General features: G+C 31.9%; 17 protein-coding genes. 14 read left to right on the forward strand and 3 right to left on the reverse strand.

What is annotated here, in order from left to right:
* Positions 1 to 114 precede the first annotated feature (114 nt).
* The 9 genes from DKT72_RS10470 to DKT72_RS10510 all read left to right on the forward strand — a co-directional run bounded on the left by DKT72_RS10470 (position 115) and on the right by DKT72_RS10510 (position 11,297).
* The gene (locus DKT72_RS10470) at positions 115 to 975 is read left to right on the forward strand and encodes an MBL fold metallo-hydrolase (protein ID WP_111308692.1); all 861 of its coding nucleotides are present in this window, start codon (positions 115 to 117) and stop codon (positions 973 to 975) included.
* Between the two features lie 27 nt (positions 976 to 1,002).
* Positions 1,003 to 2,607 (forward strand): S8 family peptidase, encoded by a 1,605-nt coding sequence (locus DKT72_RS10475; RefSeq protein ID WP_111308693.1) that lies wholly within the window; start codon positions 1,003 to 1,005, stop codon positions 2,605 to 2,607.
* A gap of 13 nt (positions 2,608 to 2,620) precedes the next feature.
* Entirely contained in the window at positions 2,621 to 4,447 is a 1,827-nt protein-coding gene (locus DKT72_RS10480; protein ID WP_111308694.1) for a M1 family metallopeptidase, read from the forward strand.
* Between the two features lie 253 nt (positions 4,448 to 4,700).
* Complete coding sequence (locus tag DKT72_RS10485) at positions 4,701 to 5,603, forward strand: NAD-dependent epimerase/dehydratase family protein (protein WP_111308695.1); 903 nt, start codon at positions 4,701 to 4,703, stop codon at positions 5,601 to 5,603.
* Between the two features lie 320 nt (positions 5,604 to 5,923).
* A complete protein-coding gene (locus DKT72_RS10490) occupies positions 5,924 to 6,922 on the forward strand; it encodes an SMP-30/gluconolactonase/LRE family protein (protein ID WP_111308696.1) in 999 nt (332 codons plus the stop codon).
* A gap of 96 nt (positions 6,923 to 7,018) precedes the next feature.
* Positions 7,019 to 7,393 (forward strand): ribonuclease P protein component, encoded by a 375-nt coding sequence (rnpA, locus tag DKT72_RS10495; RefSeq protein WP_111308839.1) that lies wholly within the window; start codon positions 7,019 to 7,021, stop codon positions 7,391 to 7,393.
* 13 nt (positions 7,394 to 7,406) lie between these two features.
* On the forward strand, positions 7,407 to 9,041 hold the full coding sequence (locus tag DKT72_RS10500) for a S41 family peptidase (protein WP_111308697.1): 1,635 nt from the start codon (positions 7,407 to 7,409) through the stop codon (positions 9,039 to 9,041).
* Between the two features lie 45 nt (positions 9,042 to 9,086).
* Positions 9,087 to 9,947 carry an OmpA family protein gene (locus DKT72_RS10505; protein WP_111308698.1) on the forward strand — a complete coding sequence of 287 codons (861 nt, stop codon included), beginning with the start codon at positions 9,087 to 9,089 and terminating at the stop codon, positions 9,945 to 9,947.
* 6 nt (positions 9,948 to 9,953) lie between these two features.
* On the forward strand, positions 9,954 to 11,297 hold the full coding sequence (locus tag DKT72_RS10510) for a T9SS type B sorting domain-containing protein (RefSeq protein WP_111308699.1): 1,344 nt from the start codon (positions 9,954 to 9,956) through the stop codon (positions 11,295 to 11,297).
* On the opposite strand, the gene DKT72_RS10515 is transcribed toward DKT72_RS10510, so the two are convergent.
* The 3 genes from DKT72_RS10515 to DKT72_RS10525 all read right to left on the reverse strand — a co-directional run bounded on the left by DKT72_RS10515 (position 11,286) and on the right by DKT72_RS10525 (position 13,158).
* Complete coding sequence (locus DKT72_RS10515) at positions 11,286 to 11,741, reverse strand: GNAT family N-acetyltransferase (RefSeq protein WP_111308700.1); 456 nt, start codon at positions 11,739 to 11,741, stop codon at positions 11,286 to 11,288. The genes DKT72_RS10510 and DKT72_RS10515 overlap by 12 nt on opposite strands.
* A gap of 70 nt (positions 11,742 to 11,811) precedes the next feature.
* Entirely contained in the window at positions 11,812 to 12,723 is a 912-nt protein-coding gene (locus DKT72_RS10520; protein WP_111308701.1) for a cation diffusion facilitator family transporter, read from the reverse strand.
* On the reverse strand, positions 12,724 to 13,158 hold the full coding sequence (locus DKT72_RS10525; protein ID WP_111308702.1) for an RpiB/LacA/LacB family sugar-phosphate isomerase: 435 nt from the start codon (positions 13,156 to 13,158) through the stop codon (positions 12,724 to 12,726). It abuts the gene before it with no gap.
* A 680-nt stretch (positions 13,159 to 13,838) separates the two neighbouring features.
* On the opposite strand from DKT72_RS10525, the gene rnr reads away from it, so the two are divergent.
* The 5 genes from rnr to DKT72_RS10550 all read left to right on the forward strand — a co-directional run bounded on the left by rnr (position 13,839) and on the right by DKT72_RS10550 (position 23,323).
* Entirely contained in the window at positions 13,839 to 16,028 is a 2,190-nt protein-coding gene (gene rnr, locus DKT72_RS10530; protein ID WP_111308703.1) for a ribonuclease R, read from the forward strand.
* Positions 16,029 to 16,076: 48 nt separating this feature from the next.
* On the forward strand, positions 16,077 to 16,385 hold the full coding sequence (locus tag DKT72_RS10535; protein ID WP_111308704.1) for a YbjQ family protein: 309 nt from the start codon (positions 16,077 to 16,079) through the stop codon (positions 16,383 to 16,385).
* 48 nt (positions 16,386 to 16,433) lie between these two features.
* The gene (locus tag DKT72_RS10540; RefSeq protein ID WP_111308705.1) at positions 16,434 to 17,108 is read left to right on the forward strand and encodes a head GIN domain-containing protein; all 675 of its coding nucleotides are present in this window, start codon (positions 16,434 to 16,436) and stop codon (positions 17,106 to 17,108) included.
* Positions 17,109 to 17,254: 146 nt separating this feature from the next.
* Positions 17,255 to 20,065: a helix-turn-helix and ligand-binding sensor domain-containing protein gene (locus DKT72_RS10545; RefSeq protein ID WP_111308706.1), complete on the forward strand. Its 2,811-nt coding sequence runs from the start codon at positions 17,255 to 17,257 to the stop codon at positions 20,063 to 20,065.
* A gap of 228 nt (positions 20,066 to 20,293) precedes the next feature.
* Complete coding sequence (locus DKT72_RS10550; RefSeq protein ID WP_111308707.1) at positions 20,294 to 23,323, forward strand: SusC/RagA family TonB-linked outer membrane protein; 3,030 nt, start codon at positions 20,294 to 20,296, stop codon at positions 23,321 to 23,323.
* Positions 23,324 to 23,327: the final 4 nt, after the last annotated feature.

The raw sequence follows: 23,327 nt of genomic DNA on the forward strand, positions 1-23,327 counted from the left end.
ATTTAAGAGCTAAGAATATATTTTCCGTTAATTCAATTAAAAAAGCATCTTATTTCATAATATATTCTTAACATTTCTAAGCATTATCAATTGTTTTATTAATTTTACATTTCTATGAATTTATACCCAATAAATGCTGGAAATTTTAAGTTAGATGGTGGCGCTATGTTTGGCGTTGTTCCTAAATCCATTTGGCAAAAAACCAATCCTGCAGATGCCAATAATATGATAGACCTTACTGCAAGGTGTTTACTTATTGAAGATGGCGATAAGCTTATATTAATCGATACGGGCATGGGCAATAAGCAATCTGATAAATTTTTTGGTTATTATTATTTATGGGGAAATGATTCTCTAGATAGTTCACTGAAATCATACGGATTTCAGCGCGACGATATAACGGATGTGTTTTTAACCCACTTACATTTTGACCATTGCGGTGGTGCTATAAATTGGAATAAAAATCGAACAGGTTATGAACCTGCCTTTAAAAACGCCCATTTTTGGACTAATAAAAATCATTGGGAATGGGCAATACAACCCAATAAACGAGAAAAAGCATCGTTTTTAAAAGAAAATATTCTTCCTATTGAAGACAGTGGACAATTAAAATTTATAACGCTTCCCGAAGAGGATTTGCTCAAAAACTCTGAAATGGGTTTTGATGTTTTTTTTGCTAATGGGCACACCGATAAACAAATGATTCCGATCCTTACATATAAAGATAAAACCATTGCTTTTATGGCAGATTTATTGCCCACCGCAGGGCATTTGCCATTACCCTTTGTTATGGGTTATGATACACGACCTTTATTAACCTTAACTGAAAAAGAAAAGTTTCTTAACATCGCGGCAGAAAATAATTATTTTTTATTTTTAGAACACGATGCCCACAATGAAATTATTACTGTACAACATACCGAAAAAGGGGTTAGATTAAAAAACGTATTTTCTGCAAAAGACATATTCCTTTAAAAAATAGACTAATTCAAATATAATAACATGAACACATTTAAATCATTAACTGTATCGGCTGTTTTAGCGGTACTAATTTCTGGCTGTGGAAGTACTGCGCCAATAATATCAACCCCAATTGAGAATATTGATTCTTCTCCAATAAAAGTTTCTGAATTAACACAAAAAGAAAAACACACATGGGGCCATTTAGATTTAGTAAAAGACACCATTCCAGGGATGAGTGTCGATAAAGCTTACTCTGAAATTATTAAAAACAACAAGGGTGAAACCGTTATCGTTGCTGTAATTGACACGGGTATCGATATTGACCATGAAGACTTAAGCGATGTGATTTGGACCAACAAAAAAGAAATTCCAAACAATGGTATTGATGATGATAAAAATGGTTATGTAGATGATGTACACGGTTGGAATTTTTTAGGCGATGCCTATAATGAGCAATTGGAATTTGTGCGTATTCTAGCCAGTAAAGACACCAGTAATCCTGATTATGCCAGAGCTAAAGCAGAATATGATGAAGAATATGAAAAATATACAGGCCTTAAAACCAATTACGAACAATTTTTACAACAATTAAATGCAGCCGACGAAATTGTTTCAAAACATTTAAACAAAAAAGACTACACGCAAGAAGATGTTAATAACATTAAAGATGAGGATGAAAAACTTAAACAATCTGTTGCGCTTTTAAAATATGTGTATAGCTTAGATATGGACAGTGTTTCTGATTTTAGAAAACAATTAAATGAAGGCATCGAGCAATTTAATGATCGCTTAAACTATAATTTAAATCTAACATTTAAAGGCCGTTTAAATGGTGATAATCCAGACGATATGTCTACTAAATACTATGGAAATGGTAATGTGAAACCAAGTAAAAAAGATGAAAGTCATGGAACGCATGTTGCAGGTATCATTGCAGCAGAACGCAACAATGGTAAAGGCGTAAATGGTGTAGCCAATAATGTAAAAATCATGTCTGTACGTACCGTTCCAAACGGAGACGAATATGATAAAGATATCGCTTTAGCTATTAGATATGCTGTTGATAATGGCGCAAAAGTAATTAACGGAAGTTTTGGAAAATATTACTCTCCTCATAGTGATTGGGTAAGAGATGCTTTAGCTTATGCATCAAAACATGATGTATTGGTTGTAAAAGCTGCGGGAAATGAAGGGGAAGATCTAGATAAAAAAGCTGTTTATCCTAACGATCAAGTTAATAATGGCCCTGAAGTCTCAGAAACTTTTATTACTGTAGGTGCTTTAGAACCAAAATATGGCGCTAACATGGTAGCTAGTTTTTCAAACTATGGAAAAATTAACGCTGATGTATTTGCTCCTGGAGCAAAAATATATTCAACCACTCCAGAAAACGAGTACGACACTAAAGGAGGTACTTCTATGGCAGCACCTGCTGTTGCTGGTGTAGCTGCATTAATTCGTTCGTATTATCCAAAATTATCGGCTGCTCAAGTTAAAAAAATCCTTATGGATTCTGGCTTAGCAATTAAAACCAACGTGGTTGTTGGTGGTGATAAAGGCAATGTAAAACCTTTTGGAGACCTGTCAAAATCTGGTAAAATGGTTAATGCCTATAATGCGCTGATTATGGCTTCAAAACTATAAAACAGCTATTTTAATGAAGAGATTATTTTTATATACTTTAGGTTTAACCTTCTTATTTATCTCATGTAAAGGGGTTTCACAAACTTCCTCAAATAACTCTGCTCCTGTAAAGTCTTATTATTGGCAGCAGCATGTAGATTATAAAATGGTGATTGATATGGATGTAAAAACCTATCAATATAAAGGAACACAACAATTAATTTATACTAATAACTCACCCGATGTATTACATCGGGTGTTTTACCATTTATACTTAAACGCCTTTCAACCAGGCAGCGAAATGGATGTGCGTTCTAGAACCATTCCAGATCCAGACCGTAGAGTGGGTGACCGAATTAGCAAATTAAATCCTAACGAAATTGGTTATATCAACGTTCATTCTTTAAAACAAAATGGAACCGACATCACATACAAAACCGTGGGCACCATTTTAGAAGTTAATTTAGAGAAACCCATATTGCCTGGCCAAAGTGTCTCCTTTGATATGGATTTTAATGCTCAATTACCCCTTCAAATTCGACGTTCAGGTAGAAACAATTCAGAAGGTGTTGCCTTGTCTATGTCGCAATGGTACCCAAAATTGGCGGAATATGATGTAGATGGTTGGCATACCGACCCTTATATTGGTCGTGAGTTTTATGGCGTTTGGGGCAATTTTGATGTAAAAATATCCATAGATAAAAACTACACCGTGGGTGGTACTGGCTATTTACAAAACCCCAACGAGATTGGTCATGGTTATGAAACAGGCAAACTAAACATCCCTAAAACAGAAAAACTTACATGGCATTTTATAGCGCCAAACGTTCACGACTTTACATGGGCGGCAGACCCAGATTACATTCATGACAGTGTTCAAGTTCCAAATGGCCCCCTGCTTAACTTCTTTTATAAAGGTACCATGCCGCAAAATAAACTGGATAATTGGAAAAACCTACAACCTAGAGCGGTTCAATTAATGCAATTTTTTAGTGAGCATATTGGCAAATACCCATATAAACAATACTCTATTATTCAAGGAGGTGATGGCGGCATGGAATACGCCATGTGTACCCTTGTTTTAGGCGAAGGCACTTTAGACGGTATCTTTGGTACTGTTTCCCATGAAATGGCGCATACCTGGTTTCAATTTTTATTGGCAACCAACGAAACCAAAGACTATTGGATGGACGAAGGTTTTGCACAATATTTTGGAGTAATGGCAGAAAGCTACATTTTAAACAAAGATTTCAATAAAGCCCTGGAGAGTTATTATGCTGTATATGCTTCTTTGGCCGTTTCTGGCAAAGAACAACCACTTACCACACAAGCCGATAGGTTTAATTATAATCGATCTTATAGCATTTCGGCTTATTATAAAGGCTTAGTGTTTTTATCGCAGTTGGGCTATGTTATGGGTGAAGATGCTTTAAAACAAACCATTAAAACCTATTTTAACGAGTGGTCATTTAAACACCCAAAACCTAACGATTTTATTCGTGTAGCCGAAAAAGTGTCTGGATTAGAATTGGATTGGTATTTAACAGATTTTGCGCAAACCACCAACACCATTGATTATGGTGTAAAATCTATTGAGGGCAACCAAGTTACTTTAGAGCGTATTGGCTTAATGCCCATGCCGATAGATGCTACCATAACTTACGCTGACGGTTCTACCGAAGATATTTATATTCCTTTACAAATGATGCGTGGAGAGAAACCAACCACAGCCACCTTAAAACCAGATTGGGCTTGGGCATATCCAACCTATACTTTTGAAACAAGTAAACAAGTAAAATCTGTTGAAATAGACCCAAAACAAGGTATGGCAGATATTAATAGAGAGAATAATAAGAAATAAACATTGTTTCGATTGGTTTTTGCTTCGCGTTGAAACTGTATCTAAAAATTTAAACCTCATTTTAAAAATAAAATGGGGTTTTTTATGCTTTATAACTTGTTGAAGTTATAACAAAAAAATGATAAATTCGTTTAGCCCCTGATATAAAACATTAAAACGATTTAATATCTGCATAGTTAAACGAGATTCAAAAAACCACCTCTGACCTTGATTTTTTATTTTAGTAACTTTGATGCTTAATATAAAACACCACATGACCAAAAAACGGATTTTTTTTACGGGTGGGTCTGGAAAAGCAGGTAAGCACGCCATATCTTATCTACTAGACCAAGGACACCGTGTGATGAATGTAGATCTCACGCCTTTGAATAATCCAAAAGTGGATAATCTGATAGTTGATATTACAGATTCTGGACAAGTATTCAATGCCATGAGTTCTTACGCTGGTTTAGATGAATTGGAACCAGGAAATGGCATACCAAAATTTGATGCGGTAGTCCATTTTGCTGCCGTACCCAGAATCTTAATAAAACCTGATAACGAAACGTTTCGGGTAAACACCATAGGCACCTACAACGTCATTGAAGCAGCTGTGAAGCTCGGCATTAAAAAGATTATCATAGCGTCTTCGGAAACGACCTATGGTATTTGTTTTTCCGATGGCATCACCAACCCGCATGTATTACCATTGGAGGAAGATTATGATGTAGATCCTATGGATAGCTATGGTTTATCAAAGGTGGTGAATGAAAAAACAGCACGTAGTTTCCAACGTCGCTCAAGTTTTGATATCTATGCCCTTCGTATTGGGAACGTTATTGAGCCTCACGAATATGAAACATTGTTTCCACATTTTTTCAAACATCCTGAAGTACGCAGAAGGAATGCGTTCTGCTATATTGACGCCCGTGACTTAGGGCAGATAGTTGATTTGTGTTTGCAAAAAGATAATCTGGGTTTTCAGGTTTTCAATGCTGGAAACGATCATAATGGTGCCATTATCCCTAGCAAAGAATTAGCGGAACAGTTTTTTCCAGATGTACCAATATCTCGTGAATTGGGCGAACATGAAGCCTTGTTTTCAAATCGTAAAATACGCGAGGTGTTAGGTTTCAAAGAACAACATCACTGGAGAAACTATGTAAAAGGCTATTGATGGCCAAAAAGCTTAGATAATTTGGCAACAGCATTTAAAATATAAACAACCGTTTCATAATTAACCCACGTTATTTTAAATCCCTTTCACAAAATGTAAAAGGGATTTTTTGTTTAAAAATCCTTCGCTTCTCAAAAAAGAGCTTAAACGACTAAAAGGTTTGTAAATACTATTTACTTACTGATTATTAAACATTTAAAAACTAATAATTGGTAATTTCTGTCATTTTTAAAATAATAATTTTATATTTGATGTATTATTAATTTTTTAATAATAAACTAAACTAATTCACATTTTTATAACCACTAAACTTAATTATTATGAAAAAAAAGGTGTTTTTATTGACAGGAGTACTGTTCTCCTTGTTTTTTTATTCATGTACTAATCCTACTGAAGGCAAACCAGACAAACCCACCACGCCATTGCCTAAAGGTGATCTCGAAGAGATTCAAACAGGCTTTAGTTTTGTAGAAGGCCCAGCTGTAGACAAATGGGGAAATGTTTTTTTTACAGACCAACCCAATGACAAAATTTTTAGATGGGACGCACAGAGCGGAAACATATCTTTGTTTTTAGAAGGAACAGGCCGATCGAATGGTATGGCTTTCGATAGAGATGGAAATATTATTGCCTGTGCAGACATGTATGGTGAAGTGTGGAAAATTTTTCCAGATGGTACACATGAAGTACTTGTTGATAACTATGAAGGTAAACTTTTAAATGGCCCGAATGATGTTTGGATAAATCCTAAAACTGGAGGTATGTATATTACCGACCCCATATTCCCAAGAAACTATTGGGATGCATCAGATCCACGAAATCAAGGTTGGCCTCCTACACATTCTGAGCAGGCCGAAACGGGTAAAGGAGGACATGTTTATTACTTAGCTCCTGGAAGTCATACTTTAAAAAGAGTAACCACTATGGAGGGTTGGGATGCAGATTCTTGGCCAAATGGTGTTGTTGGAACACCTGATGGAAAAAAATTATACGTAAACAAATGGGCTGGAGACAACATGGGTGGCACATGGGTTTTTGACATTAAACCTAATGGAGAACTTAAAAATATCCAAAAATTCATTGATATGGGAGGCGATGGGATGTCTATGGATGAGCTAGGAGATATATACATAAGCAATGGCTTTGGAGTTACCGCTTTTGATAAATATGGAAATGAAGTTCTTAATATTGATACCGGTGGTGGTGCCACAAATAATGTTTTCGCTGGTAAAAATGAAAAAACTTTATTTATTACAGGACCAACATCAACCGTGCAGTCTATAAAAATGAATGTTAAAGGAGTTGAAAAATTCAACTAATAACAGCGTAGCATATTGTAAATGTTATTAACAAAAACCACATATTAATATGTGGTTTTTTATTTTCTTACCTTTGGCTGGTTTAAAATAAATGTCTTGAAATTCACGTTTAGTAAAAAAGATAAGCTTAAAAGCAAAAAACTGATAGAACTCTTGTTTTCTGAAGGACAATCGGTTTCTGCATATCCATTGCGCTTGGTTTATAAAAATGCCTTGTTTGATGATGATGTTTTAATTAAAACGGGGGTTTCTGTTAGCAAGCGTCATTTTAAAAAAGCGGTAGATAGAAATAGAATAAAACGCTTATTAAGAGAATCTTATCGATTAAACAAATGTGTTTATTTTAACAACTTAACAACACCATACGCGTTCATGATTTTGTACATTGGCAAAGAAAAAACAACATTACCCGAAATAGAATCTAAAATGAACTTGTTGTTTGAAAAATTTTTAAGCAAAGTTTCACAATAAAATATAACGTATGATGAAGCAATTACTAAAAAAAAGAATCATAATTCCCGTTTTGGCTTGTGGCTTGTTTTTAACAACCACGGCTTTTAAAAACGACTTTTTTGAAATAGCCAAACAAATAGAAATTTTTACTACGCTGTTTAAGGAACTTAACATGAATTATGTTGATGAAACCAACCCTGGTGATTTAATGGATAAAGCCATTAAAAGTATGTTGGCAGATTTAGACCCCTACACAAATTTTATGAACGAACAAGATGTAGAAGCTGCCAGAATCAACAATACAGGAGACTATACAGGTATTGGTGCTAAAGTAAAAACCCTAAAAGATAAATTAGTAATTATAGAACCTTATAAAGATTACCCAGCAGATAAAGCTGGTTTAAAGGCCGGTGATGAAATTATTAAAGTTGGCAATGCATTGGTGTCGGATTATAAAGAAGATTCCGGAGATTTACTTAAAGGTGCTCCAGACACATCTGTAGAGGTTACCTATGTACGTCAAGGAAAAACCTTAACCACCAGTATAAAAAGAGCCGAAGTTGAACTTAAAGCCGTGCCCCATTTTTCTATGATTGATGCTAAGACAGGCTATATAGTATTGAGTCAGTTTAACCAAAAAGCCTCTTCAGAAACCAATTATGCACTAAGAGACTTAAAAGCTCAAGGTGCACAACGCATTATATTGGATTTAAGAGGAAACCCAGGCGGCTTGCTTAATGAAGCGATTAACATTGTAAATTTATTTGTTCCAAAAGGGCAATTAGTAGTAACCACAAAATCTAAAGTAGAAAAATATAATAAAACCTACTATACACAAAAAGATCCTATCGATACCGATATGCCTTTAATCGTTCTAATTGATGGCGGCAGTGCTTCGGCAAGCGAAATAGTTGCTGGTTCATTACAAGATTTAGATAGAGCTGTTATTGTGGGTTCTAGAAGTTTTGGAAAAGGTTTGGTGCAACGCCCAAAGGAATTGACTTATGGGACACAGGTAAAAATTACTATTTCTAGATATTACACGCCTTCTGGTAGATGTATTCAGGCTTTAGATTATTGGCATAGAGATGAGAAAGGTGAAGCCGTTCGTGTTAAACAAGAAAATTATAACGAGTTTAAAACAAAAAATGGTAGAAAAGTATTTGATGGTGGTGGTATTTTACCCGACGAAAGTTTAAATGTGATTAAAAATTCGACCATTACAAATGCGCTTGTAAATGACAATATGATTTTTGATTATGCAACAAATTATTATTACAGTCATAACATAGATGATATTAACTCGTTTAAGCTGACTTCAGCAGATTTTTCGAACTTTAAAAACTATTTAAAAACCAATCATTTTTCGTTTGAAACAAACACCGAAAAAGCTCTTTTTAAAGCGTTTGATGAAGCCAAAAAAGAAAGTTTAGATGATGATATTAATTCAGATTATAACACGCTTATTTCGAATTTAAAACTATCTAAAAATAATGCAATAGACAAAAATAAAGACTACTTACTTGGCTTATTAACAGAAGAAATTGTTAAGCGGTATGCCTATAGAGAAGGATTGTATGAATACTACAAAATACACGACCCAGAAATAAAAAAAGCCAACGAAATTCTTAGTAATTCAACGACTTACTTAAATTATTTAAGGTAGATTTATAAAAAACACTATCTTTATAAAGATATACTACTCCCAGTAATGAATAGGCATATTTTTTTTATATTATCGTTATTTAACTGTTTGTTTGTTTTCTCTCAAAAAGAGCTTAAACAAGAAGTTTATTTTGAGACCGATAAATATGATATTCCAACGACTGAAGAAAGCCGCCTGCTCCTTTTTATTTCTAGTCTTTCTGACTTTAATATAGAGTCCATTTCCATATATGGTTTTTGTGACGATGTGGGAGCGCCTGCTTATAATTTAAAATTATCCCAACAACGGGCCAATGCTATTAAAGCGGTTTTTGCCAATAACGAAATCAGCGAGTCTTTAATTTCAAACGTGGATGGAAAAGGAGAAATTTTATTAAAAATAGTCGAAGAAAAAGACGTTGTAAAAATAAGAGGACTTAATAGAAAGGTTGAAATTATTGTCAAAGAAAAAGTGCCTGTGGTTGAAGAAGAACCCAAAATTATTGAAGAGAAAAAGAAAGATGCCGCAGAGCTTATTAAAGGCGATATAAAAGTGGGTGATAAAATTCTTTTTGAAAACCTTTTATTCAAAACAGGTTACACTATTTTAATGCCAGAATCTAAAAAAGTTTTAGACAATATCGCTAAATCTTTAGTTGAAAGAGAAGATATTTATTTTACCATTCAAGGTCATGTATGCTGTACCCAATATAGTAGAGATGCCGTGGATAGAAAAACCAAGAAACAAAACCTATCAGAAGCTAGGGCAAAGTTTGTTTACGACTATTTTGCAAAAAAAGGTGTGAATAAAAAAAGAATGAAATATGTTGGCATGCGTAGAAAATTCCCTTTAGGCGGAGAACCAGAGTTAGATAGACGCGTGGAAATACTCATAAACTATATAGATACATCGTTAAGTGTTAAATAAGTTTGCTTGAACATAAAAACTCTTATAACTCTCACGTTAACTACGCTAACATGCTTTGTTAGTGCCTCTCAAGACACCTTTGTTCCAGATGATAATTTTGAACAAGCTTTAATTGATTTAGGTTATGATTCTGGACCTTTAAATGATTTTGTCCCTACTGCAAACATTAGCGGTATCACAAACTTAGATATTCCAAATGCTAATATTTCAGATTTAACTGGCATAGAAGATTTTACGTCCTTAACACAACTTGATTGTTCAGGGAATCTATTAACAAGCATCGATGTATCAGCTTTAAGTTCTTTAAAAATCTTATGGTGCTTTTCTAATCAACTTATCCATTTAGATGTTTCACAAAACACCCAATTAATTTCTTTGGTGTGTAATAACAATTTTTTAAGCAATTTAGATGTTACAACAAATATTAATTTAACTGTATTGGTATTTAAAAACAATACAATATCTGTTATAGATGTTACAAAAAACACCTCTTTAATTAGATTAGAATGTGGTAATAATTTAATACCAAACATAAATCTTACGAAAAGCCCTGATTTATCAATTTTTACTTGTGAAAATAATCAGTTATCAACACTAGATTTAAGGTATAATACTAACTTGAATACTTTAAATTGTAGTTTCAATCAACTATCAGAACTCGATATTTCCAATAATCCAGGTTTATTAACCATAGATTGTAGTAACAATAACTTATGTAAATTAAATCTTAAAAATGGAAATAATCTTAATGCCGATGTAAATTTTGGTTTCAATCTTAACTTAAATTGTGTAGTAGTAGATAGTCCTACAGAGAACCACACTGGATGGAATCCAACCAATTTTTCAAATTATGTATCCTCGCAAAACGATTGCAGTAATTTTGTAAATGTCGATACATTAGCTAACGTTGTTACAAATTCTTCTTATACATTACCTGCTATTACTTACGGAAATTACTATACCGAATCTGAAGCCAACGGAATGCCTCTTTTTTCTGGAGATCGTATTACTTCTTCTCAAACTATTTATATTTATAATGAATCGCTGTGTGCTAGTAATGAAAGTCATTTTTATGTTTTAATTACTGATGAAGACTATTACATACCTAAGTATTTTACCCCTAACAATGACGGCAATCACGACGTTTGGAATGTTCAAGATTTTACAAATGCTATTAAAGATATTCGTGTTTTTGATCGCTACGGAAAATTATTAAAATCCTTTGCATCCCATTCTGAAGGTTGGAACGGTATGTATAGAGGGCGTTTATTGGAAAATGATGATTATTGGTATGCGATTACTTTAAATTCTGGGGGCATTTTAAAAGGACATTTTACTTTAAAAAGATGACGATTCTTTTATCATGGCAATATGAGGAATACCATCTTCCAGATACTCCTCGCCTATTTCTTTAAAACCAAGGTTCTTATAAAATATTTTTAAATACGCTTGAGCTGAAATTTTTATAGTATGCTCTTTAAATTCCTTTTCAATAGCTTCAATAGAAGCATTCATTATATCATATCCGTGTTTATACTGACGCTCGTTTCTTGAAACAACGACTCGGCCTATACTGGCTTCTTCAAAATAATCACCTGGTTTAAAAATACGGGTATAAGCAATAATTTTATTATTTTTTATTCCTAAAACATGAATGGCCATTTGATCCTTTCCGTCTAAATCTTGGTATACACAGTTTTGCTCAACCACAAAAACGGCACTGCGTAATTGTAAAATATCATACAATTCTTGGGTAGATAAGTCATCAAAACTTTTAATAATGATATGCAGCATAAAACAGCTAATTTAAATCATTTTCAATACAATTATTAGGGCTTAGCAGTTAAATTGCCAATGAATATTACTAATCTTGAATGATTATTTCTTTAGGATCTTGTTTATTAAACTCTGGTTGGATGGTAACATGGTTTATTTTAAAATTATCATGTAATACTGTTTCTATTTTTTCTAAAATAATATCAAATTCAGAAACGGTGATATCTTCAGTAAAATCTAAATGAGCCTCTAAATGGAATTCATCATCATTCAATCCCCAGATATGGACGTGGTGCAGTTTATTAACTTTTGGAATACTGTTTACGGCTTCAACAACATCTTCCATATGAATATGATCTGGAGTAAAAAGCATTAAAATTTTAGTTGATGTTTTTAATAAATCTACCCCCACCCAAATTAAATATATAGCAATTAAAAAAGTTAAAACACTATCTACCCAATATACTTCATAAAATTTAATTAATAAACCGCCAATTAAAACAGCAACACTAGCAAACATATCTGTTAATAAGTGTAAATAAGCAGATTTAATATTAATGTTATTATTGGAATCTGCTTTTAAAAGTAAAACACTGATACCATTGGCAATAATGGCTATGAAAGACAACCAAATAACCAATCCAGATTCTATTTCTTCAGGATTTTTAAAACGTTTTACAGCTTCAATTATTAATAAAACAGCTACAATAACCAATGTAGAAGCATTAACAAAAGCGGCTAAAATTTCAGCACGTTTATAACCAAATGTTTTTTCCGGTGAGGCTTTTCTCTTTGATAGTTTTGAAGCCCCATAACTTACTACTAAAGATAAAACATCACTAAAGTTATGCAACGCATCACTTAATAAGGCTAAACTACCTGATAATAAACCACCTACAATTTGTGCAGCAGTTATTACTATGTTTAATAAAATAGAAATGAAAAGATTTTTATCCTTTCCGCTTTTATGAGAGTGTATATGCGTATGTGAATGACCCATTTAGCAAGATAAAGGGATTTTATCTATTCGTGTTTGGTGACGCCCGCCTTCAAATTCTGTATTTAAAAACGTTTCTACCATTTCTATAGCTTGATGAATCGCTGTAAAACGAGCTGGAATACATAAAATATTAGCATTGTTATGTGCCCGGATAAGTTGAACAATTTCTTTGTTCCAAGCCAAACCAGCGCGAATTTTTTGATGTTTGTTAGCTGTTATAGCTACTCCATTAGCACTCCCGCAAATTAAAATACCATAAGTAGCTTTTTTGTTTTCAACATCTTCTGCTACCGGATGTACAAAATCTGCATAATCTACACTGCTATTAGCATCAGTTCCATGATTTATAACAGTATATCCTTTAGATTCTAAGTAGTCTTTAATAGCGAATTTATAATCGGTTCCTGCGTGATCATTTCCAATTGAAATTATCATAATTTCTATATTTTTTTTATATAACAAAGGTATGAAATAACAAGAATAAATATTTATTAAGCTTTTAAAATGATTGTTATCTTGAAATAAGAATAATGACAACTGTCAATTATATACTCATTACTTGTTAATAAGTGTTTATAATTTTATAAAACTAAAATATTGTTTATTCAATTATTTTTCCAATCAAAAACAGCTAGGTTATTACCTAAAATTTAATTCACTTTTTTTAGAAATTTTATAAGACATCCATAAGTCTGATATAAACAGCTTTTATAAAAAAGTTATTAGTAAAAGTTTCTTTAATTTAGTTGTTAACAACTGTTCATATAAAATATAAAACCTTTAAATATGAAGTATTTAAAATAATATAATATGTTAATTAACTATTAATAGAATGTAAAATAATTGTAATCAAAATAAAAAACAAAAAAGTTATGCTACATATTAACACACTATAATAACCACCATTTATTTTTTTAAATTTTTAAAAGAAAATATTTATATAATATATAATGTGGATAAGTCGATTTTAACTAATCGTAACATTAAAAAAATATGATTTAAAAATTAAACCGTAGCTTTGTAAAAAATAAATAGCAAATCTTCTCCTAAAATAGAGCTATTTAATAACAGAATTTCCAGTATCTTAGGAAATAGAAAATGATTACAAACATTACATGACAAAAAAGAAAAAAAGGAAATCAAATAATAATATTTCCAATCTTACAAATACTATTTTAAGTATTTTAAAAAAAGAAAGAAACCAAACCTTTAATTATAAACAAATTGCTGCAAAACTAGGTGTTAATGATGCAAGTAGTAGAAATCAAATTATAAAGAAACTCCACGACTTACACGGAAAGAAAGAGATTGAAGAGGTAGAACGTGGTAAATACAAAGCTATTTTTACAGCTGAATATCATACAGGTATTTTAGATTTAGCCGCTAAAGGAAATGGTTATATTATATCGGATGATTTTGACGAAGATATATTTATAGCATCAAATAATATAAATAAAGCCTTAAATGGAGATCAAGTAGAATTTTATGTTTACAAACGACGTAAACAAGGAAAAATGGAAGGTGAAATTACTCAAATTCTCAGAAGGGAGAAAAGTGAGTATGTAGGCGTTATCCAGCTTCATAATAATTATGCATTTGTGATTGCAGATAGTAATAAAATGTATAAAGATATTTTTATCCCAATCAATAAAACATTAAAGGCAGAAGATGGAGATAAAGTACTAGTAAAACTTGAAGATTGGCCAGAAAAAGCCGATTCACCTAATGGAAAAGTGATTCAAGTTCTAGGTAAACCAGGTGATCACAATACTGAAATTCATTCCATTCTTGCTGAATATGGTTTACCTTATGAATTTCCACATGAAGTAGAAGATTTTGCTAATAAAATAGATACGTCTATAAAAGAAGAAGACATAGCAAATCGTAGAGATATGCGTAAAGATTTAACTTTTACCATAGATCCAAAAGATGCAAAAGATTTTGATGATGCTTTATCTTTTAAAGTTTTAGAAAATGGTTTATATGAAATAGGTATTCATATTGCAGATGTATCACATTATGTACAAGAAGGTACTATTTTAGATGCAGAAGCTTATGAGCGTGGAACCTCTGTTTATTTAGTTGATAGGGTGGTACCAATGTTACCTGAAATTTTATCTAATAATGCTTGCTCATTACGTCCTCATGAAGAAAAATTAACATTTTCTGCGGTATTTCAAATTAATGATAAAACAGAAATAAAGAACCAATGGTTTGGTAGAACAGTAACATATAGCGATGCTCGTTTTGCTTATGAAGAAGCCCAAGCTATTATTGAATCTAAATCGAATACAATTCCACAAGATGTTTCTTTAACTGGAAAAGAATATAAAACAACACAAGATATTGCAGATGCCATTTTAAAAATGGATGCACTTGCTAAAATTATGCGTAGCAAACGGATGAGTAATGGGGCTATTTCTTTTGATAAAGTAGAAGTAAAATTTAATTTAGATGAAAATGCCAATCCAATAGGTGTATTTTTTAAATCGAGTAAAGATGCTAACAAACTCATTGAAGAATTCATGTTATTAGCTAATAAAAAAGTAGCTGAATTTGTTGGTAAACAATCCGTTAAAAAAACGTTTGTCTATCGTGTACATGACGAACCAGATGAGAGTAAACTAGCTAATTTACAAGGTATTGTTTCTAAATTTGGGTATAAACTTAACTTTAAAGACCGAAAAACTACCACAGCGTCCCTTAATTATCTATTGCAAGATGTAGTTGGAAAAAAAGAACAAAATTTAGTAGATACGCTTACTATAAGAAGTATGAGTAAAGCTGAATATACTACACACAATATTGGACATTATGGTTTAGCATTTGATTATTATAGTCATTTTACTTCGCCTATTCGTAGATATCCAGATGTCATGGCACATCGGTTATTGCAACATTATTTAGATGGTGGAAAATCTGTAAACGAAGATATTTATGAAGAAAAATGTCAGCATTCCAGTAATATGGAAAATCTAGCAACAAAAGCAGAAAGGGATTCCATTAAGTATATGCAGATTAAATTTATGCAGGACCATAAGGATGAAAATTTTGTTGGTGTTATTTCAGGAGTAACAGATTGGGGCATTTATGTAGAAATCATAGCCAATAAATGTGAAGGTATGGTAAGTATTCGCGACATGAAAGATGATCACTATGCTTTCGACAAGGATCAATATGCATTAGTTGGCAGAAATTCAAAAGAGATGTATCAGCTAGGAGATGAAGTTATTGTAAAAGTTAAAAACACCGATTTAGTTAAAAAACACCTTGATTTTAATTTGATAGGGAAAAATAATGAATAGTAGTAACGAACCTTTCAATAATTATACTAATCATTAAAAATTTGAATCATGATTTTAACTACAACAAATTCTATTGAAGGGCATCGAATTATTGAATATAAAGGCATTGTTTCGGGAGTTTCTGTAAATATTCAGAAAATGAAAATGACTTTTAACATGGAAAAATATTATAAAGCCATTGAAGAAAGTATTTCTGACGTAAAAGAACAAGCTTTTAAACAATTAACAGATCATGCTAAAAAATTGAACGCCAATGCCATTATTGGTATAAAAGTTGATATTCAGATAACATCTAGTAATTATGTTACGGTGTCTGCTACGGGCACAGCTGTTATTACTGCTTTTAAAAGGGAATAATTATAGATAACTTTACGTTATCTAATAAAAACAAAACATAAAATAACAATGAAACACCTATTAACAATCCTTGTTTTCTCATTTACAACACTAGTTTTTTCTCAAAATTCTATAGAAAAAAATGTAGGAGACTTTAAAGAACTTAAAGTATATGACTTAATTGAAGTTGAATTAATAAAGTCTGACAGCAACAAAGTTATTATTACTGGAGACAATGCAAATAGCGTACTTATAAACAATAAAAACGGTACTCTTAAAATTAAGATGGAATTTTCTAGAATTTTTGATGGCGAAAACACAAAAGTTAAACTTTACTATACAACTCTAGATGTCATTGATGCCAACGAAGGGGTTAGAATTTATTCCAAAGATGACATAAAGCAATTTGAAATAGATTTAAAAGCGCAAGAAGGCGGTGCCATTAATGTGAGTGTGGATGTCAATTATGTGAATGTTAAAGCCGTTACTGGTGGTATTGTTGAGGTAATTGGAACTGCAAAAAAAGAAAATATTTCTTTACTAACAGGAGGTGTTTTTAAAGGTGAAAAACTTTTATCTGAAAATTCAGATGTATCTATCAATGCAGCAGGGGAGGCAGCAATCAATGCTTCAAAAGTAGTAAATATTAAAATTAGGGCAGGAGGCGATGTGTTTATTTATGGTAAACCAGAAACCGTTAATGAAAGTAAGGTATTTGGTGGTCGAGTAAAGCGAATGGACTAAAGAGACCAATATTTTTAATCATATAAAACCTGTGAATTATTTCATAGGTTTTTTTATTTATAGTAAAGAACACAAATAAAAAGCAAAACAATTTTAACGACTTATTTTTATTAACTTAGTGATGTAACAAATATTATTTTGTTTTCATGCCAACTAAACCATTTTCCTTTTTATTTATTGGTTTTCTTTGCTTTTACTTACAAGCACAAGAACGGCCACCCATACAGGTTTACAACCCAACCGATTATGGTGCTGAAAACCAAAATTGGTCTATATCGCAATCTCAGGATAAGTATATCTATGTGGCGAACAATAAAGGGCTTTTAGAATTTAATGGGGCTAAATGGAGTCTTTATACCTCATTAAATCAAACCACCATTCGATCGGTAAAAGTTATTGAGAATCTTATTTACACAGGAAGTTATAGAGAATTTGGTTATTGGAAACCTAATATCTATGGTGTATTAAAATATAATTCACTATCACAAAAATTGAACATTCCTTTTCTAGATGATGAAGAAATTTGGGGCATAATAGATATTGATGATTTTATTTTATTTCAGTCATTAAACAGAATTTATGTTTATAATAAAATCAATGAGACATATTCCATCATTGGATCTGAAACAACTATTTATAAGATGTTTAAGGTTCATCAAAGTATTTTTTTCCAAAAGGTAAAAGATGGTGTATATGAAATTGAAAACGGTAAGCCTAAAATGGTTACAAATCATGCTGTTTTAAAGGATAATTTATTGGCTAATATTTTTTATCATAATGATGCTATTTTATTTCAAACAGAAGATATAGGTTTTTATAAATTTAAAAATAATAAACTCGAAAAATGGAATATTTCTGCAAACGAAACTCTATCAAAAGTAAGAACATATAGTAGCAAACAATTACAAGATAAAAGTTTTTTGATAGGAACGGTTTCAAACGGGATTATACACCTTACGCCTCAAGGCGATATAAGCTACCAAATAGATCAAATAAACGGATTAAGCAATAACACGGTCCTCTCTGTTTTTGAAGACGTAGAGAACAATATTTGGTTGGGTTTAGAAAATGGGATTAACTGTATTAATATTCAATCACCTTTTTCTGTTTATAAAGATCAAAAAGGGAATATTGGTTCTGTAAATGCATCCATAACTACAAATGACTATATATATTTAGGAACCAACCAAGGCTTATTTTATAAAAAAATAAACACCAACAATAATTTCACGTTTATTGAAGGTACTCAAGGTGCTGTATGGAGCTTAACCCAAATTGATGACGACTTGTTTTGTGGTCATAATTCTGGAACATTTCTTATTAAAGGTACAGAAGCGACATTGATTTTAGATGTTTTAGGGACGTGGGGAATTAAAAAGTTTAAAGGCAGAAAAAATATATTGCTTCAAGGAAACTATAATGGTTTAAACATTATAGAACATATAGATGGCACTTGGAAATTGAGAAATAAGATTGATGGATTCGATATATCCAGTAGATATTTTGAAATACTTAATGATAGTGAGGTTTTAGTAAGTCACGAGTATAAAGGTGTATTTAAAGTTAAACTAGACGATAACTTACAAAAAACAACTCGTGTTATTAAAGATACGTCAGTTTCTAAAGGGTCTAAATCTAGCCTAATAAAATATAATAATGATATTCTATATACGTACAATGAGGGTGTTTTTAAATACAATGTCATCAAACAAAAATTTGAAAAAGACGCTATTTACAGTCAACTATTTACCAAAGAACATTACACAACAGGAAAGCTAGTTAATACCACTAAAACCAATAAGTTGTGGAGTTTTTCTAAGTATAATCTATCGTATCTTTCTCCTAGTAAATTAAGTAATATTCCAAAGATTAATCAGGTGTCATTACCTAGTTCATTAAGAAATGATGTATCTGGTTTTGAAAGTATTACACATATCAAAGACAACACGTATTTATACGGCACAACCCAAGGTTATATTTTAATTGATTTAGATAAAAGCATATCAACATCATTTAAAATCAGCATAAACTCAATTTCTTTAGGTACTTACAAACAGGGTTATAAATTCAATTTAATAAATAAGTTAGAAAAAGGTAATTTTAAAAATAATCAAAACAATATAGAGTTTAGTTTTAGTATTCCGGAGTATAGGAAATATGTAGTAGCAGAATACCAATATAAACTAAGTGGTTTTTATAATGAATGGAGCGAATGGTCTACCAATTCATCCACATTATTTGAAAACTTACCTTCTGGAGATTATACCTTTTTTGTTAGAGCTAGGCTAGGAAGTCAATTTTCTTCAAACACAGAAATGTTTACATTCCAAATAGAACGGCCTTGGTATATTTCTGATATGGCTATCGGTAGCTATCTTCTATTTATATTGTTTTTTTCTATATTAATGCATAATATTTACAAAAGGTATTACAGAAAACAACGTGAAAAATTGCTTCAAAAAACGCAGCGTGAATTAGAACTAAAAGAATTAGAAAACAAGCAACAATTAATGAGTTTTAACAACGAAAAGTTAAGACAAGATATTGAAAATAAAAATAGAGAACTAGGTATCTCTACGATGAGTTTAATTAAAAAGAATGAATTTTTAAACCACATTAAAAATGAGTTGCTAAGAGCTAAAGAAGATAAAAACTTAAGGCAAGTTATTAAGATAATTGATAAAAATTTAAATAATACCGATGATTGGCATGCTTTTGAAGAAGCATTTAATAATGCCGACAAAGACTTCCTTAAAAAGATAAAAGCATTTCATCCTTCATTAACATCTAATGACCTACGACTTTGTGCATATTTACGACTAAATTTATCTTCAAAAGAAATTGCTCCCTTATTAAATATATCGGCAAGAAGTGTTGAGGTTAAGCGCTATAGACTTAGAAAAAAAATGAATTTAGAGCATGATGCTAGCTTAACAGATTATATTTTAAATATATAGCTACACTACAAGCTTACTTTTTACCTATACAAAACCACAACATTCACAAATTTTAACTATTTAAAGCAACAGGCTTTTTAAATACATTTTTCTCAAAAACCATTAATATTATTAACGTTTTGTTAAGAAACAAGCTGTTTTTTTGGTTTGTATGTTTTTTGTTGCGGTTTAAAATTACAAAACGTCAATCAATCAAATTAACTTTACTATAACTAAAACTAAATTTATATGAGATATTATCTTTTTAAGCTTCTTGCTTTATTTTTTGTGGCATATTCAAGTGCACAAAATGTGAATATAAGCGGAACAACTTTGGATGCCAATGGAGTATCTATTCCAGGAGTAAACATTATAGTAAAGAGCTCCAGTAAAGGAACCATATCGGATTTCGATGGTAATTTTACGCTATCAGATGTAAAAATAGGGTCAACTTTAACATTCAGTTATATAGGTTATATAACACACGAAGTGGTTGTCACTAACAATTCAAAATTAACCATAATACTTCAAGAAGATGTTGCTAGTCTTAATGAAGTTGTAGTTATTGGATATGGCACACAAACCAAAAAAGAAATTACAGGAGCGGTTAGTGTCATTGGTTCAGAAACGATTGAGGCTTTAAAGCCAACACGTATTGAGCAGGCACTTCAAGGTCAAGTGGCTGGTGTTAATATTACCTCACAATCTGGTACGCCCGGTGGAGGTTCAACCATCAGCATTAGAGGTGTTTCTACTAATGTTGATAGCAGACCGTTAATTTTGGTAGATGGTAATGTCATTGAAGATTTAAGTGTTCTAAACCCCAATGATATTGAAAGCATGAACATTCTTAAAGATGCTACTGCTGGTATTTATGGTGTAAGAGCGGCCAATGGGGTTATTCTTATTACGACTAAAACAGGCCGCAAAGAAATGCCTATTACCGTAGAATATAATGCTTACGGAGGTTTTCAAACGACAACAAGAAAAATACCTGTTTTAAATGCTACAGAATATGCGGCTATTGTTAACGAAGCATATGCTGCTGGTGGCAACACACCTCCTTTTTCTAATTTATCAAGTTTGGGTGTTGGCACTGACTGGCAAGATGAGGTATTCGAAAATGCTCCAATCCAAAATCATAATATCATGTTTAGAGGTGGAGGTAAAAAATCATCATATTCTTATAGTGGTTCATTTTTAACTCAAGATGGTATTGTAGGCGGAAACAAATCTAACTTTACCCGTTTCACCAATAATGCAAGTTATAATTTAGATTTTTTAGAGCATTTTAAATTCACCTCTGGTCTTACCTTAATGAGAACGAATAAAAGAAACCTGCCAGAAAATTCAAATTCATCTGTTCTTTTTAATGCTATTAACATGGCACCGACATTCTCGGTTTATAATGAAGATGGTAGCTATACTTTAGCCGAAGGTTTAGGTGGAGAAGTTATTAATCCATTAGCTCAAATTGATGATACTTTTGATAGAGGAAAAGTTATGAAATTAAGTGGAAATGCGGGATTATCATATAACTTTCTAAATCATTTTACAGTCCAATCTAATATTCAATTCAACTATTCAGAGGTAAGATCGAACGTATTTAATCCGATAGCTAATTTTGGTAGCGGGAAGAATAGCAATGTTTTAAAAAGCAGTGTTTTTGAAGGCTTAAATTATTTTAGGGACTACACATTTGATGCTTTTATTAAATATGATAATAAATTTGATGATATACACAATATCAATATTCTTTTAGGTACATCTGTATTAAAAACAACAGGCGAATATACTGGTGCCACAGGATTCAATATTATTGGGAATAGTATTGTAAATGCTAATTTAGAGCAAGCATCAGAGATTGAAAATATTAACTTAAAAAACAATGGGAATCCTGGCATAAATGCGACTTTTGACTCTAGATTGTTGTCTTATTTTGCCAGAATTCAATATGATTATAAAGGAAAGTACTTATTATCTGCAGTAGTTAGGCGTGATGGTTCTACAGCGTTTGGTCCTAAAAATAAATTTGGTTATTTTCCTTCTGGTTCAATTGGATGGGTAGTTTCTGATGAAGATTTTCTTAAAGAAAGTAGTTTTTTAAACCTATTAAAAATAAGAGCTTCTTATGGAATTCTTGGTAACGACAGAATAGGAGGTTATAGATATGTATCACTATTAAATGGAGAAGGAACCTATATTTTTAATGACCAAGAACTTATTGGTGCCGCGAGTGGTGGCATTGCAAACCCAGAAATTAAATGGGAAAGACAAAAAACTCTAGACATCGGCTTAGACCTACGATTTTTAAATAATAAAATAAACATAACCGCTGATTATTTCAAAAAGACAACAGATGATTTATTGGTGGCTCCTGAAGTATCAGGATTATTAGGTACTGGTGGAGCACCTTTTGTAAATGGGGGTAGTGTAGAGAATAAAGGCGTGGAATTCGCTATAGGTTATTCAAATAATTTTACTGACGACTTAAAGTTTAGTGTCAATTATAATGTGACGTATATTAAAAATGAAGTTTTGTCTGTAAATACGAATACAGGTATTCTTGTTGGCGGAAGCTTTGGAATAAGCCAACCAGAACCATCAAGGATGGAAGCGGGTTTTCCAATGGGCTATTTTTACGGTTATAAAACTGCTGGTATTTTTCAAAATCAAGCAGAAATTAATTCTTCCGCTATTGGGAATATTGCTCCCGAACCAGGAGATATAAAATATGTAGACCAAAATAATGATGGTGAAATTACAGAAGCGGATAGGGTAGAGATTGGTAAACCATTACCAGACGCTACCATGGGATTAAACATCTCTTTAGATTATAAAAATTTCGATTTTGCCGCTTATGCATTCGCATCATTAGGGAACGACATTGTTCGCAATTATGAACGTGGTCAACAACTTACCAACAGAACCAATTCTTATTTAGGTCGTTGGACAGGAGAAGGTACCACTAATTCTTTTCCAAGAGTTTCAAACGGAGCAACGCCAAACGGATTGTTTTCAGATTTTTATGTAGAAGATGGCTCTTTTGTTCGTTTACAAAATGTGCAATTAGGTTACACGTTTTCAGAAAATGCGTTTCAAGATTCTAAAATAAGTAAACTACGTCTTTATATTTCTGCAAGTAATTTATTAACACTCACAAAATATAAAGGTTTCGATCCTACCGCATCAAGCGGTGCCCCTCTTGGAGGAGGTATAGACCAAGGGTTTTATCCTAGTGCTAAAACATTTTTATTAGGAATTAACTTAAAATTTTAATTGA

Source organism: Confluentibacter sediminis, from assembly GCF_003258355.1.
In the GTDB taxonomy this organism is placed as follows: Bacteria; Bacteroidota; Bacteroidia; order Flavobacteriales; family Flavobacteriaceae; genus Confluentibacter; species Confluentibacter sediminis.

Bases quoted from the DNA above. Each gene is read 5' to 3' on its own strand.
- DKT72_RS10470 (WP_111308692.1), top strand. From the start codon at position 115: ATGAATTTATACCCAATAAATGCTGGAAATTTTAAGTTAGATGGTGGC.
- DKT72_RS10475 (WP_111308693.1), top strand. From the start codon at position 1,003: ATGAACACATTTAAATCATTAACTGTATCGGCTGTTTTAGCGGTACTA.
- DKT72_RS10480 (WP_111308694.1), top strand. From the start codon at position 2,621: ATGAAGAGATTATTTTTATATACTTTAGGTTTAACCTTCTTATTTATC.
- DKT72_RS10485 (WP_111308695.1), top strand. From the start codon at position 4,701: ATGACCAAAAAACGGATTTTTTTTACGGGTGGGTCTGGAAAAGCAGGT.
- DKT72_RS10490 (WP_111308696.1), top strand. From the start codon at position 5,924: ATGAAAAAAAAGGTGTTTTTATTGACAGGAGTACTGTTCTCCTTGTTT.
- DKT72_RS10500 (WP_111308697.1), top strand. From the start codon at position 7,407: ATGAAGCAATTACTAAAAAAAAGAATCATAATTCCCGTTTTGGCTTGT.
- DKT72_RS10505 (WP_111308698.1), top strand. From the start codon at position 9,087: ATGAATAGGCATATTTTTTTTATATTATCGTTATTTAACTGTTTGTTT.
- DKT72_RS10515 (WP_111308700.1), bottom strand. From the start codon at position 11,741: ATGCTGCATATCATTATTAAAAGTTTTGATGACTTATCTACCCAAGAA.
- DKT72_RS10520 (WP_111308701.1), bottom strand. From the start codon at position 12,723: ATGGGTCATTCACATACGCATATACACTCTCATAAAAGCGGAAAGGAT.
- DKT72_RS10525 (WP_111308702.1), bottom strand. From the start codon at position 13,158: ATGATAATTTCAATTGGAAATGATCACGCAGGAACCGATTATAAATTC.
- rnr (WP_111308703.1), top strand. From the start codon at position 13,839: ATGACAAAAAAGAAAAAAAGGAAATCAAATAATAATATTTCCAATCTT.
- DKT72_RS10535 (WP_111308704.1), top strand. From the start codon at position 16,077: ATGATTTTAACTACAACAAATTCTATTGAAGGGCATCGAATTATTGAA.
- DKT72_RS10540 (WP_111308705.1), top strand. From the start codon at position 16,434: ATGAAACACCTATTAACAATCCTTGTTTTCTCATTTACAACACTAGTT.
- DKT72_RS10545 (WP_111308706.1), top strand. From the start codon at position 17,255: ATGCCAACTAAACCATTTTCCTTTTTATTTATTGGTTTTCTTTGCTTT.
- DKT72_RS10550 (WP_111308707.1), top strand. From the start codon at position 20,294: ATGAGATATTATCTTTTTAAGCTTCTTGCTTTATTTTTTGTGGCATAT.